This is a genomic window from Pseudoxanthobacter soli DSM 19599, from assembly GCF_900148505.1.
In the GTDB taxonomy this organism is placed as follows: domain Bacteria; phylum Pseudomonadota; class Alphaproteobacteria; order Rhizobiales; family Segnochrobactraceae; genus Pseudoxanthobacter; species Pseudoxanthobacter soli.
In genome coordinates this window covers 692372-704599 of record NZ_FRXO01000002.1, presented here as the reverse complement: position 1 = coordinate 704599, position 12228 = coordinate 692372, and the positions used below count along the sequence as shown (strand labels likewise).

At 68.8% G+C, this 12228-nt stretch carries 12 protein-coding genes; 4 read left to right on the top strand and 8 right to left on the bottom strand.

Annotated elements, in window-relative coordinates:
* The first annotated feature begins 82 nt into the window (after positions 1-82).
* Positions 83-925: an EamA family transporter gene (locus BUF17_RS07495; protein ID WP_073627030.1), complete on the top strand. Its 843-nt coding sequence runs from the start codon at positions 83-85 to the stop codon at positions 923-925.
* Positions 926-1076: 151 nt separating this feature from the next.
* Positions 1077-1430 carry an ArsR/SmtB family transcription factor gene (locus tag BUF17_RS07490; RefSeq protein ID WP_073627305.1) on the top strand — a complete coding sequence of 118 codons (354 nt, stop codon included), beginning with the start codon at positions 1077-1079 and terminating at the stop codon, positions 1428-1430.
* A gap of 52 nt (positions 1431-1482) precedes the next feature.
* Here BUF17_RS07490 and BUF17_RS07485 read toward each other — a convergent pair whose 3' ends face one another.
* The 8 genes from BUF17_RS07485 to BUF17_RS22865 form a co-directional block, all read right to left on the bottom strand.
* Positions 1483-2175: a response regulator transcription factor gene (locus BUF17_RS07485; RefSeq protein WP_073627303.1), complete on the bottom strand. Its 693-nt coding sequence runs from the start codon at positions 2173-2175 to the stop codon at positions 1483-1485.
* A gap of 128 nt (positions 2176-2303) precedes the next feature.
* A complete protein-coding gene (locus BUF17_RS07480; protein ID WP_084564204.1) occupies positions 2304-5057 on the bottom strand; it encodes a sensor histidine kinase in 2754 nt (917 codons plus the stop codon).
* 68 nt (positions 5058-5125) lie between these two features.
* A complete protein-coding gene (locus BUF17_RS07475; protein WP_073627028.1) occupies positions 5126-5731 on the bottom strand; it encodes a K(+)-transporting ATPase subunit C in 606 nt (201 codons plus the stop codon).
* Between the two features lie 13 nt (positions 5732-5744).
* Positions 5745-7817, bottom strand: coding sequence for a potassium-transporting ATPase subunit KdpB (gene kdpB / locus BUF17_RS07470; protein WP_073627026.1), 2073 nt, complete (start codon positions 7815-7817; stop codon positions 5745-5747).
* Entirely contained in the window at positions 7810-8148 is a 339-nt protein-coding gene (locus BUF17_RS07465; RefSeq protein WP_073627024.1) for a hypothetical protein, read from the bottom strand. The genes kdpB and BUF17_RS07465 overlap by 8 nt, the downstream gene beginning before the upstream one ends.
* 14 nt (positions 8149-8162) lie before the next feature.
* Positions 8163-9878 (bottom strand): potassium-transporting ATPase subunit KdpA, encoded by a 1716-nt coding sequence (gene kdpA, locus BUF17_RS07460; protein ID WP_073627021.1) that lies wholly within the window; start codon positions 9876-9878, stop codon positions 8163-8165.
* Between the two features lie 24 nt (positions 9879-9902).
* A complete protein-coding gene (locus tag BUF17_RS22505) occupies positions 9903-9992 on the bottom strand; it encodes a K(+)-transporting ATPase subunit F (RefSeq protein ID WP_073627019.1) in 90 nt (29 codons plus the stop codon).
* 11 nt (positions 9993-10003) lie between these two features.
* Positions 10004-10141, bottom strand: coding sequence for a hypothetical protein (locus BUF17_RS22865; protein ID WP_175563643.1), 138 nt, complete (start codon positions 10139-10141; stop codon positions 10004-10006).
* Between the two features lie 293 nt (positions 10142-10434).
* Between BUF17_RS22865 and BUF17_RS07450 the strand changes: the two genes are divergently transcribed.
* Both BUF17_RS07450 and BUF17_RS07445 read left to right on the top strand, forming a co-directional pair.
* Positions 10435-11142: a fumarylacetoacetate hydrolase family protein gene (locus BUF17_RS07450; protein WP_073627016.1), complete on the top strand. Its 708-nt coding sequence runs from the start codon at positions 10435-10437 to the stop codon at positions 11140-11142.
* 189 nt (positions 11143-11331) lie between these two features.
* Entirely contained in the window at positions 11332-12177 is an 846-nt protein-coding gene (locus tag BUF17_RS07445) for a DUF3108 domain-containing protein (RefSeq protein ID WP_175563642.1), read from the top strand.
* The last annotated feature ends 51 nt before the right edge of the window (positions 12178-12228 follow it).

Below are 12228 nucleotides of genomic sequence, written 5' to 3'. Positions count from 1 at the left end.
CCCCGCAAGCACGCCCCTACAAGTCCGCCCCTACAAGCCCGTCACGACAGCCCGCCCCGAAGCCAGCCAGGAGTGTTGCCGCATGCCTGTCAGCGTGATGGTCCTCGTTCTGTGCGGTGCGTTGCTCCACGCCACATGGAACACGCTGGTGAAATCCGGCGCCGACACGGAGATCGCGACCGCGCTGGTCGCGGTCGGCTCCGCGGCCATGGCGGCGCTGGCGCTGCCGTTCGTCGCGCCGCCCGATCCGGCGAGCTGGCCCTTCCTCGCGACCTCCGTGGTCGCCCAGACGCTCTACTTCCTGCTCGTCGCTGCCGCCTATCGGGCAGGCGACATGAGCCTCGCCTATCCGCTGATGCGCGGCACCGCGCCGCTGCTGGTGGCGCTCGCGAGCGGCCCCCTGATCGGCGAGCGGCTCGCGCCCGCCACGTGGGCCGGCGTGGTGCTGATCTGCGCAGGCGTGCTCGGCATGGTCGCGGGTCGTGTCCGATCCTCCGGCAACTCGCGCGCGGCGATCGGCTTCGCCTTCGCGAATGCCGCCATGATCGCGACCTACACCCTGATCGACGGCCATGGCGTGCGGATTTCCGGCAGCCCGGCCGGCTATACCCTGTGGATCTTCATGCTGACGGCCCTGCCGATGGTCGTCTGGGTCGGGCTCCGGCGTGGGCGGGCGCTGGCCCATGCCCTGCGCGCCCAGCCTAAGATCACTTTCATCGGCGGCTTCTGTAATCTCGGCTCCTACGGCGTGGCGCTCTGGGCGATGGCGCACGGCCCGATCGCGGTCGTCTCGGCGCTGCGGGAAACCTCGATCCTGTTCGCCACCGCGATCAGCGCGCTCGTGCTGCACGAGCGGGTCGGGCCGGCGCGCTATGCCGCAACGGGGCTGATCCTCGCCGGCGTGGTGGTGATGCGGCTATTGTGATCGCACCCGATCGGCCGCCGGAGCGGTGTGCAACGGACGAAAATTCTAATCTTCGAAAATCCGCACATTAAAATGCCGGTTTCAGGTCCTATATTCCGCGATTGTGCGTGAATCGTTCGTGAGCTTTTCCATGACCAAAGACGCCGCCGCGATGAGCTTTGCCGCAGAGGCGGCGAGCGAGTTCCTGAAGTCGCTCGCCAACCGGCACCGGCTGCTCATCCTCTGCCGCCTCGTGGAAGGGGAGTGTTCAGTCGGTCAGCTCGCGGATTTCCTCGACCTGCGCGATTCCACCGTTTCCCAGCATCTCGCGCTGTTGCGCAAGGATGGCCTGGTGCGCGGCCGGCGCGACGGCCAGACGATCTGGTATTCGGTCGCGAGCGAGCCGGCGCGGCGGGTGCTGGAGGTGCTCTACGACGTCTACTGCGCCGCGCCGCCGGTGCAGGACCCCACGCCCGAGGCCGGCGGGGCGGCGACACCGGAGACCGCGTCCTCCGGCCCGGCCTGATCTCCCCGGCCCGAAAAGGCCTGCTTCGGCGCAGGGCCGGCTGAGAGACGGCTCAGTCCGGCTCCCTCAGGCGGTAGCCGACGCCGGTCTCCGTCCTCAGATAGACCGGCTGCTCCGGGATCTCCTCGATCTTCTGCCGGATCTGGCGCACATAGACGCGAAGATATTGTACGTCGTAGGCGGCGCCCCAGACCTCGCGCATCAGGTAGGTGTGGGTCAGCACCTTGCCGGCGTGCTGCACCAGAAGCCGCAGGATGTCGTATTCCTTCGGCGAGAGCTTCACCTCCTCACCCTTCACGCGGACGATGCGGCGCACGAGATCGACGGAAAGCTCGCCAGTCCGGAACAGCGGCTTCTCGCCGGCGGCCTGCAGCCGGTGGCGCAGGGCGGCGCGGATACGGGCGACCAGCTCGTTCATGCCGAACGGCTTTGTCACATAGTCGTCCGCGCCGTCATCGAGCGCGCCGACGATGCCGGCTTCGTCGCTGCGGCTCGACAGGATCAAGATCGGGAATGTCGCGGCCTCTTCCCGCCAGCGCTTCAGGAGGTCGTGGCCGGAGATGTCGGGCAGACCGAGATCGAGTAGCACCAGATCGGGCGGCTCGGCCTTCGCGCTTTCGAGCGCACTTCGGCCGTCGGGCGCTTCGACGACGGTATAGCCCTGGGTTCCCAGCCCGACCCGCAGCAGGCGCCGGATCGGCGGCTCGTCGTCCACCACCAGGATGCGGATCGGGTTCGCGGACATCTTGTGCACCTGGCTTCGGGGGCCTTTCCCGGCCGGTCTGTCCGGCCGAGGCGCCCGGGAGTGGGGGCGGGCGATCCTATCGCATCCCGGTCACGCGCGGAAACCGCCGTGGGCTGCACCCGCCGGGATCAGCCTCGCCTTTCCGTGTCGAGCCGGCGGGGTGTGGCGGGCACCGGCAGGCGGATGGTGAACACCGCGCCCTCCCGGTCGCGGCGGTTCGCCGCCGATACCGATCCGCCCATGGCCTCGATGAAGCCCCGGCAGATCGAAAGCCCGAGGCCGGTGCCGGCACGAACACGGTCCGACTTCTCCAGCCGGTAGAACTTGCTGAACACCTGTTCCAGATGCGCGTCGGGGATGCCCGGGCCGCAATCGATCACCTGGAGAACGAGGTCTCGGCCGTCGACCGCACCCTGCACCGCGATCGGCGAGCCTTCCGGCGCGAACTTGGCGGCATTGTCGATCAGGTTGAACAGCGCCTGCTCCATCAGCACGGGGTCCACCTCGACCATCGGCAGCCCCGGCGCGAGCGAGACGTCGATCTTGTGCCCACCCGGCAGTTTCGCCGCGCGTGCCGCCACGGCACCGACGATCTCGCCCGGGTCGTTCAGGGCGAGCCGTGGCACGACGGCGCCGGCTTCGAGCCGCGTCATGTCCAGCAGATTGACGATGAAGCGGTTCAGCCGCTCGGCTTCTTCCTGGATGGTGGAGACGAGTTCCGTGCGCTGGTCGTCCGTCAGCACGGCGGTGAAGTCCGCGAGCGTGCCGGCGGCACCCAGCACCGAGGCGAGCGGGGTTCTCAGATCGTGCGAGATCGAGCTGAGCAGCGCCTGTCGCAATCTATCGGCTTCCGCGGCGCGGCGGGCGGCCTCGATGTCGGCGACGAGGCGGATGCGTTCGATGGCGAGGGCGGCCTGGTCGATCAGCGCTTCGGTGAGCCGGCGCTGCTCTCCGGTCAGCAGCGGTCCCGGCTTGTCGCGATCGAGCCCGACGACGCCGAGGGCGCCGCGGCCGGTGCGAAGCGGCAGGAACAGCCACTTGCCCCCCGGCAGCGTGTCGGAATCGCGTCCGGCCGGGCTGTCGTGCTCGAAGGCCCACTTCGCTGCGGCGATGTCGGCCGGGTCCAGCATGTCCTCCGGCGGGTAGCCGACGCGCACCGAGAAGCCGCTTTCGTCGGAAAGAAGCACCACCACGCGCACCTTGAGCATCGAGGCGATCTGGTAGGCCGTGGCCCACAGCAGGTCGTCCAGGGTTCCGACGGCGGCGAGCTTGCGGGAGAACGAATAGAGCGCCTCGGTGGTGCGGGCGCGGCTTCGCGCGGCGACGGCCTGGGCCCGGGCGCGCCCGGCCAGGTTCGAGACGACGAGGGTCAGCGCGGTGAAGATCGCGAAGGTGAGGATGTTGGTCGGATCCGCGATCGTCAGCGTGTAGAGCGGCGGCAGGAAGAAGAAATTGTAGGCGAGCGAGCCGAGCACGGTCGCGAACAGGGCCGGCATCAGCCCGAAGCGCACCGCGACGGCGATGATCGCGGTCAGGAACATCAGGTCGATGTTCTCGATGCCGACGAGGCTCTGCGACAGCCGGCCGGCCACGAGCGCCGCCGCGATGGCCGCGACGGCCACGACATAGGGAAAGCCCGGCCGCTCGGCGGGCCGGGGGCGGGTCCGTGCCGGTGCCGGTGCCGGTGGCCCGCTGATCGCCTCCCCGGCGATGACGTGCACGCTGATCTGGCCGGCCCCGCGCACCAGTTCATGAACCACCGAGCCGTGCAGGATTTCGAACCATCGCGAGCGGTTCGACTTGCCGATGATGATGTGGGTGACGTTGCGGCTGCGCGCGGCGGCAAGCACGTCGTCGGCGATGCGCCGGTCACCGGCCGGAAGGGTCTCGGCTTCGCCACCGAGGTGCTCGGCGAGGCGCAGGGCATCGGCGATGCGGTCGCGGGCCGCCTCGTCCAGGGCATGGCTGCGGCGGCCTTCCACATAGAGCGCGGTCCACGGCGCCCGGAGGCGGTCGGCGAGGCGCTTGGCATAGCGCACCAGCGCGGCGCTGCGCGGGTCTTCGCTGACGCAGACCATGACGCGTTCGCCTGCGGCCCACGGCCCGTCGATGGCATGGGCCTGCATGTGGGTCAGGAGCTGGTCGTCGACGCGCTCGGCGGTACGGCGCAGGGCGAGCTCGCGCAGGGCCGTCAGGTTGCCGACGGTAAAGAAGTTCGCAACCGCCCGCTCGGCCGTGCCGGGCATGTAGATCTTGCCCTCGTTGAGCCGGCCGATCAGATCGCCGGGCGCCAGGTCGACCACCTCGATGTCATCCGCGGCCTCCAGCACGTGGTCGGGCACGGTTTCATGCACGCGCACCCGGGTGATCTGCGCCACCACGTCGTTCAGGCTCTCGACGTGCTGGATGTTGAGCGTGGTGTAGACGTCGATGCCGGCTGCGAGCAGGTCCTCCACATCCATGTAGCGCTTTGGATGCCGGCTGCCGGGGCCGTTGGTGTGGGCAAGCTCGTCGACCAAGGCGAGCGCCGGCCGTCGGGCAAGGAGGGCGTCGAGGTCCATCTCCTCGAGGACGCGGCCCTTGTAGGCCTCGCGGCGGCGCGGAACGATCTCGAGCCCTTCCACGAGGCGGGCGGTCTCGGTGCGGCCGTGGGTCTCCACCACGCCGATCACGACGTCCACACCGGCGGCGAGCCGGGCACGGCCGGATTGCAGCATCTCGTAGGTCTTGCCGACGCCGGGCGCGGCACCGAGGAAGATCTTCAGCCGCCCGCGTCCTTCCTTGTGCGCGGCCGCAAGCAGCGCCTCGGGCGAAGGGCGGCCGCGCTCCGCCCGGTCGGGGGAGCGTTCCGGATGGCGGTCCTGTCCGTGGTCCTGCGGCATCTGCGGCGGCTCGGGTTCGTTCGCGCGGGACGGAGGCCTGATTTCGCCTCCGCCCGCAGCCTTTCATTTCAGTTCGCGGCGGTGCCGTCGAGGGCGAGATTGAGCGCGAGCACATTGACGTGCGGCTCTCCGATCAGGCCAAACAGCCGCCCCTCTGTGTGGGCGGCGACGAGCGCCGCCACCTGTTGCGCCGGCAGGCCGCGCGCGGCGGCGACCCGCGGCGCCTGGAACATCGCGGCCTCGGGCGAGATGTCCGGATCGAGGCCGCTCGCCGTGGTGGTGACGAGGTCGATCGGCACCGGCACGTTGGGGTTCTCGGCCTTCAGCGCCGCCGCGTCGGTGCGGACGCGGTCGATCAGCGCCGGGTTGGTGGGGCCGAGATTGGAGCCCATCGAGTTCGCGGCATTGTAGGGCTGCGGCACCGATTTCGAAGGATCGGCCGGATCCGGTCCCGTGGTCGCCGACGGCCGGCCGTGGAAATAGCGCGGCGAGGTGAAGTTCTGTCCGATCAGGGCGGATCCGACCACGACGCCGTTTCGTTCGATCAGGCTGCCATTGGCCTGGCGGGGGAAGATCGCCTGCGCGAGCCCGGTCATCGCCAGCGGATAGAGCAGCCCGGTGATGATCGTGAGCGCCACGAGCATCGTCAGGGCGGGACGGAGGGACTTCATCATGGGTCCGGTTCCTTCAGGCGAGGCCGAGGGCGGTGACGATCATGTCGATCAGCTTGATGCCGACGAACGGAACGATCACGCCGCCGAGGCCATAGATCAGGAGGTTGCGGCGCAGGAGTTCGGCCGCGCCGACTGCGCTGTAGCGCACGCCCTTCAGGGCAAGCGGGATCAGCGCGACGATGACGAGGGCATTGAAGATGATCGCCGACAGGATCGCGCTCTGGGGGGTGGCGAGCCGCATCACGTTGAGAACGCCGAGATCGGGATAGAACGCCAAGAACATCGCCGGGATGATGGCGAAATACTTGGCGATGTCGTTGGCGATGGAGAACGTGGTGAGGGCGCCGCGCGTCATCAGCAGCTGCTTGCCGATGGCGACGATCTCAATGAGCTTGGTCGGGTCGGAATCGAGGTCCACCATATTGCCGGCCTCGCGGGCGGCAACGGTGCCGGTGTTCATGGCGACGCCGACATCGGCCTGCGCGAGGGCGGGCGCGTCGTTGGTGCCGTCGCCGCACATCGCCACGAGCTTGCCCTTGGCCTGCTCGGCACGGATGAGCGCGAGCTTGTTCTCCGGCGTGGCCTCGGCGAGGAAGTCGTCGACGCCGGCCTCCGCCGCGATCGCCGCGGCGGTCATGGGGTTGTCACCCGTGATCATCACGGTGCGGATGCCCATGCGGCGCAGTTCGGCGAAGCGCTCGCGGATGCCACCCTTCACAATATCCTTCAGTTCCACCACGCCGAGCAGCCGCCCGTCCTGGGCCACCGCAAGCGGCGTGCCGCCTGCCTTGGCGATGGTCGCGGCGATGGCCGAGACTTCCGCCGCCTGTTCGGTGCCGGCCGGCAGCCGGCCGGGCTCCGCCGCCGCGACATGCTTCAGCACGGCGTCGACGGCGCCCTTGCGGATCGAGGTGCCGTCGAAATCGACGCCGCTCATGCGGGTCTGCGCGGTGAACGGCACGAAGCTCATGGCGTGGCTCGCCACCTCGCGGCCACGCAGGCCGAACTTCTCCTTGGCGAGCACCACGATGGAGCGGCCTTCCGGCGTCTCGTCGGCAAGCGAGGCGAGCTGCGCGGCCTCGGCGAGCGCCTCGGGCGCGATGCCGCGCACCGGGTGGAACGCGGTTGCCTGGCGATTGCCGAGGGTGATGGTGCCGGTCTTGTCGAGAAGCAGCGTGTCGACGTCGCCCGCCGCCTCCACCGCGCGGCCGGACATGGCGAGCACGTTGAAGCGCACCAGCCGGTCCATGCCGGCGATGCCGATGGCCGACAGCAGCGCGCCGATGGTGGTCGGGATCAGCGTCACGAACAGCGCGACCAGCACGAGCACGGAGATCGAGCCGCCGGCATAGGCCGCGAAGCTCGGGATCGACGCCGTGGCGAACACGAAGATCAGCGTCATGCCCGCGAGCAGGATGTTGAGCGCGATCTCGTTCGGCGTCTTCTGCCGCTCCGCCCCCTCGACCAGCGCGATCATGCGGTCGAGGAAGGTGGAGCCGGCGGCGGCGGTGATGCGGATGCGCAGCCGGTCGGACAGCACCTGCGTGCCGCCGGTCACCGCCGAGCGGTCGCCGCCGGATTCGCGGATCACCGGGGCGGATTCGCCCGTGATCGCGGCTTCGTTCACCGAGGCGACGCCTTCGATCACCTCGCCGTCGGAGGGAATGATGTCGCCGGCATCGACGATCACGACGTCGCCCACCTTGAGGCTGGTGCCGGGCACCAGCTCGAAGCGGCCGGGATCGGCATCGGCCGAGGGCAGCAGCTTCGCCTGGGTCTCGCTGCGGGTGCGGCGCAGGGCATCCGCCTGCGCCTTGCCGCGCCCCTCGGCCACCGCCTCCGCGAAGTTGGCGAACAGCACCGTGAACCAGAGCCAGAGATTGATCTGGAACGAGAACCCGAGGTCGCCGCGCCCGGCTACGATATCGCGGACGAACAGAACGGTGGTGAGCAGGGACACCACGGCGACGACGAAGATCACAGGGTTCTTCGCCAGCACCCGCGGGTCGAGCTTGGCGAACGAGGCGCCGATCGCCGGCACCAGGATGCGGGGATCGAACAGGGAGGCGGTGCGGATCTCACTCATGAGAGACGTCCATGGTGGTTTGCGGGCCGGGATGGCCCATTCCGGTCGAGTCGGCCGTGGCAAGAACGGCGCCCTCCGGGCGGTTGAGCCTGGCGGCTGCGTGCCGGACGCCGCCCGGGATATCGGGCAGCAGGTTGAGCGCGACGGCGATGGCGCCGGTGAACAGCACGAGCACCAGCGTCAGGCGCGCCATCATGATGGCGAGGGGTAGCGGCGGCAGGTCGGTGGGCGACAGCCGCCGGCCGCCCGGGCGGGCCCGCCCGCCGCCCGCATGACGGGCGGTGGCGAGGGCGAGGCGCTCGAAGCGCGGAAGCCTTGCGTCGGTTCGCATCGTCGGGGCCCTCATCATCCTGGGAAGCCGAAGGTGCGGCCCGCCAGCATGGCGAGATGCTCGACGATCGGTCCGACGGCGAGCGCCGGGAAGAAGGTGAGGCCGCCGACGATCACCACCGCCCCGGTCAAGAGGCCGACGAACAGCGGCCCGTCGGTCGGGAAGGTGCCGCTGGAGGCCGGGATGCGCTTCTTGGCCACGAGGGAGCCGGCGATGGCGAGCGTCGGCACGATCATCAGGAACCGTCCCGCCAGCATCGCGATGGCGAGCGTGACATTGTACCAGGGCGTGTTGCCGGTGAGCCCACCGAAGGCCGAGCCGTTGTTGGCCGCCGCCGACGTATAGGCGTAGAGGATCTCCGAGAAGCCGTGCGGTCCCGCGTTGGCGATCGAGGAGACTGGCCCCGCCATCACCACCGCGATGGCGGTGAAGGTCAGCATGGCGAGCGGCAGGCAGAGAATGGCGAGCATGGCCATCTTGACCTCCTTCGCCTCGATCTTCTTGCCGAGATATTCCGGCGTCCGGCCGACCATCAGACCGGAGATGAAGATCGCGATGATCACGAACAGAAGGATGCCGTAGAGCCCCGCACCAACGCCGCCGACGATGACCTCGCCGAGTTCCATGTTGATGAGCGGGATCATGCCGCCGAGCGGCATCAGGCTGTCGTGCATGGCGTTGACCGCGCCGCAGGAAGCGGCCGTCGTCACCACCGCGAACAGCGCCGACAGCGCAACGCCGAAGCGCACCTCCTTGCCTTCCATGTTGCCGCCGTCGATGCCGAGCGCATGGATGAGCGGATTGCCGGCGGCCTCAGCCCAGTAGCAGACGGCGACGCCCGCGATGAACAGGATGCCCATCGCCGCGAGGATCGCCCAGCCCTGGCGCTCGGAGCCGACCATGCGGCCGAACACGTTGGTGAGGCCGGCGCCGATCAGGAAGATCGAAACCATCTGCACGAGGTTCGACAGCGCGGTCGGATTCTCGAACGGGTGGGCGGCGTTGGTGTTGAAGAAGCCGCCGCCGTTGGTGCCGAGCATCTTGATGGCCACCTGGGATGCCACCGGACCGATGGCGATGACCTGCTTCGCCCCCTCAAGCGTCGTCGCTTCCACAGAGGGGCCAAGCGTCTGGGGAATGCCCTGCCACACCAGGAACAGGGTGTAGACGACGCAGATCGGCAGCAGGATGTAGAGCGTCGCGCGGACGAGATCGGTCCAGAAGTTGCCGATCGCCCCGGCCGAGGCACGGGCGAGGCCGCGCACCAGCGCAACCGCCAGCACGATGCCGGTCGCGGCCGACAGGAAGTTCTGCACCCCGAGACCGGCCATCTGGGTCAGGTAGGACATGGTGGTCTCGCCACCATAGTTCTGCCAGTTGGTGTTGGTGACGAAGCTCGCCGCGGTGTTGAAGGCGAGTTCCGGCGGCACGGCCGCCATGCCCATGGGATTGAGCGGCAGTGCCCCTTGCACCCGCTGCAAGCCATAGAGCGCGAGCAGCCCGAGGCCGTTGAACACCAGCATGGCGACGACGTAGCCTGTCCAGTGCTGTTCCTCCCGGGCATCGACGCCCGCGAGGCGATAGAGCCCGCGCTCGACGGGGGCGAGCGCGGGTGAGAGAAGCGTGCGGCGTCCTTCGAACACGGCGGTCATATAGCCGCCGATGGGTCGCGTGAGCGCGACGACGAGGACGCAGAACAAGGCGATCTGCAGCCAGCCGTTCAGTGTCATGAGATCACTCGGAAGGGTTCGCTCTCAGAACCGCTCGGGGCGGACGAGGGCGTAGGTCAGATAGACGAGCAGGAACAGCGTCACCGCTGCGCCGAGGCCGTAGTCGAGAAGCATCTGTGCCTCCCTCAAAGCCGGTCGCAGACGGCGACGTAGCCGATGGCGAGCGCGAACGAGGCGATCGAAAGCGCGATCATCGCGAAGTCGAGCATGGAATGGCGTCCTATGGCGTGCTGCCGGGGGCAGCGCTGCAACCGGCGGATCATCCGCCGTTCGCCATAGGGTTTCGATCCGGATCTCCGGCCGGCCGTATAGGAATCTCATAGGAATCGGCGGGCGGTCCGGACCCGGCGTCCGATGCGGGCGAGCCTTCCGGCCGATCGGAAAGCGCGCCGGATTCAAGCGCTTGTGCGCGTCCTCGCCGATCACGTCTATGCCGCCCGAGCGGAATAGGGATCGACGGACCCGCGCACCTCGAAATCGGTGGACGTAACGCGCTGCGGGGTGCCAAATGGGTTTGTCCCCCCTCCATTTTCCTGTTGCCCGAAGAGTTGCCCCGATGCCTGCCGCGACCGAACTGTCCTCTCCCTTCGTCATTCCGGCACCGGCGGTGCCGACCCTCGAGGTCGAGGGCGGGGGGCTGTTCCCGGTCCGGCGGATCTATTGCGTGGGGCGCAACTATGCTGCCCACACCCGCGAGATGGGGCATGACCCTGAGCGCGAGGAGCCGTTCTTCTTCTCCAAGCCCGCCGACGCGGTGGTCGCGAACGGAGGCGACGTTCCCTATCCGCCGCGGACGAGCGACTATCACTATGAGGTCGAACTGGTCGCGGCGCTGAAGGACGGTGGACGCGACATTCCGGTCACCGAGGCGCTCGACAAGGTGTTCGGCTATGCCGTCGGCCTCGACATGACGCGGCGCGACCTGCAGGCGATCGCCAAGAAGGCCGGCCGGCCGTGGGATCTCGCCAAGGGCTTCGATCACTCCGCGCCGTGCGGCCCGATCACGCCCGCGGCGACGTTCGGCATCCCCGACAAGGGCGAGATCCGCCTCACCGTCGATTGCGGCACGCGGCAGAAGGGCGATCTCTCCGATATGATCTGGAGCGTGGCCGAGACCATCTCCTATCTGTCCGGCTTCGTGGAACTGCAGGCCGGCGATCTGATCTTCACCGGCACGCCGGACGGCGTCGGGCCGGTCGTCCCGGGCAACCGGCTCGTCGGCCATATCGACGGCCTTGCCGACCTGGTGGTCTGGGTGATCTGACCCCCGACGGGGCGCGTTAACCTCGCGCTTACGCTGTTTGTCGGATAGTCTTCCGGCCGGGCCCGTTGCTTCGGTCGCTCGCCCGTGTCCCGCTGCCGTGCGCTTGTCAGCCTGTGCGATGCCTGAATCGCGGGAGGCATCGCCCGGCCGAACGAGCCGGGCGGGGATGCGATTGCCGGAGGTTCGATGATGCGCCGTTCCGACGACCGACCGTCCCGTTTTTCGCCGTTCGCCGCGGCGGCGGGCTTCGTCGCGCTGACGCTCGCCGCGCCCGGCGGCGCATCAGCGGAGAGCCTGCGTGTCGGCGGCGTCTACGCCGTGACCTTCTCCGGTGTTCCCATCGGTCGCGCGACATTCTCGCTCGTCGCTGACGGCGGCGCCTACTCGGTCAAGATCGCCATGAAGCCGGCCGCCGTCGGCAAGGTCGTGGCCGCAGGCGTGTTCAAGGCCGAGGCCGCGGGCTGGCTGCACGACGGCAGCGTCTATCCGGCGCGCTTCCTGCTCGATTCCGTCGACACGGACATGGAAAACCGTGTCTCGATGCGCCTCGCCGACGGGGCGGTGAAATATTCCGAGGCCGAGCCGGGCCTCGGCCGCATGGAAGAGCGCGTTCCCATTACCGACAGCGTGATGGCCGGCGGCATTCTCGATCCGGTGAGTTCCGCCGTCGCCTTCGTCGCCGATCCCGGCAGCAAGGATGTGTGCGCGCGCAAGCTGCCGATCTTCGACGGCTGGACCCGCTACGACATCAAGCTCAGCTACGAGGGCACCCAGCCGGTGGACCTGCCGACCTACAGCGGCACGGCGGTGGTCTGCGCCGCGCGGTGGGTGCCGGTCGCCGGCCACATTCCCGACAAGCCGTCCGTCGTCTACATGAAGAACAACCGGAGCATTTCGATCAGCTACGTCCCGGTGGGACGCTCGGGTCTGATGGTGCCCTATTCGATCTCGATGAAGACGCTCTACGGCACGCTCAATGTCGAGGCCGAGGACCTGAAGATGACCGGCCCGCTGACAGCCAGCGCGGGCCAGTAACCGGGCCTTGTCTTCCCGCCGCCGATGGGCGTATTCCGGATCGGGCCTGAC

Coding starts and splice junctions, on each gene's coding strand:
- BUF17_RS07495 (WP_073627030.1), top strand. CDS start 83: ATGCCTGTCAGCGTGATGGTCCTCGTTCTGTGCGGTGCGTTGCTCCAC.
- BUF17_RS07490 (WP_073627305.1), top strand. CDS start 1,077: ATGAGCTTTGCCGCAGAGGCGGCGAGCGAGTTCCTGAAGTCGCTCGCC.
- BUF17_RS07485 (WP_073627303.1), bottom strand. CDS start 2,175: ATGTCCGCGAACCCGATCCGCATCCTGGTGGTGGACGACGAGCCGCCG.
- BUF17_RS07480 (WP_084564204.1), bottom strand. CDS start 5,057: ATGCCGCAGGACCACGGACAGGACCGCCATCCGGAACGCTCCCCCGAC.
- BUF17_RS07475 (WP_073627028.1), bottom strand. CDS start 5,731: ATGATGAAGTCCCTCCGTCCCGCCCTGACGATGCTCGTGGCGCTCACG.
- kdpB (WP_073627026.1), bottom strand. CDS start 7,817: ATGAGTGAGATCCGCACCGCCTCCCTGTTCGATCCCCGCATCCTGGTG.
- BUF17_RS07465 (WP_073627024.1), bottom strand. CDS start 8,148: ATGCGAACCGACGCAAGGCTTCCGCGCTTCGAGCGCCTCGCCCTCGCC.
- kdpA (WP_073627021.1), bottom strand. CDS start 9,878: ATGACACTGAACGGCTGGCTGCAGATCGCCTTGTTCTGCGTCCTCGTC.
- BUF17_RS22505 (WP_073627019.1), bottom strand. CDS start 9,992: ATGCTTCTCGACTACGGCCTCGGCGCAGCGGTGACGCTGTTCCTGCTC.
- BUF17_RS22865 (WP_175563643.1), bottom strand. CDS start 10,141: ATGATCCGCCGGTTGCAGCGCTGCCCCCGGCAGCACGCCATAGGACGC.
- BUF17_RS07450 (WP_073627016.1), top strand. CDS start 10,435: ATGCCTGCCGCGACCGAACTGTCCTCTCCCTTCGTCATTCCGGCACCG.
- BUF17_RS07445 (WP_175563642.1), top strand. CDS start 11,332: ATGCGCCGTTCCGACGACCGACCGTCCCGTTTTTCGCCGTTCGCCGCG.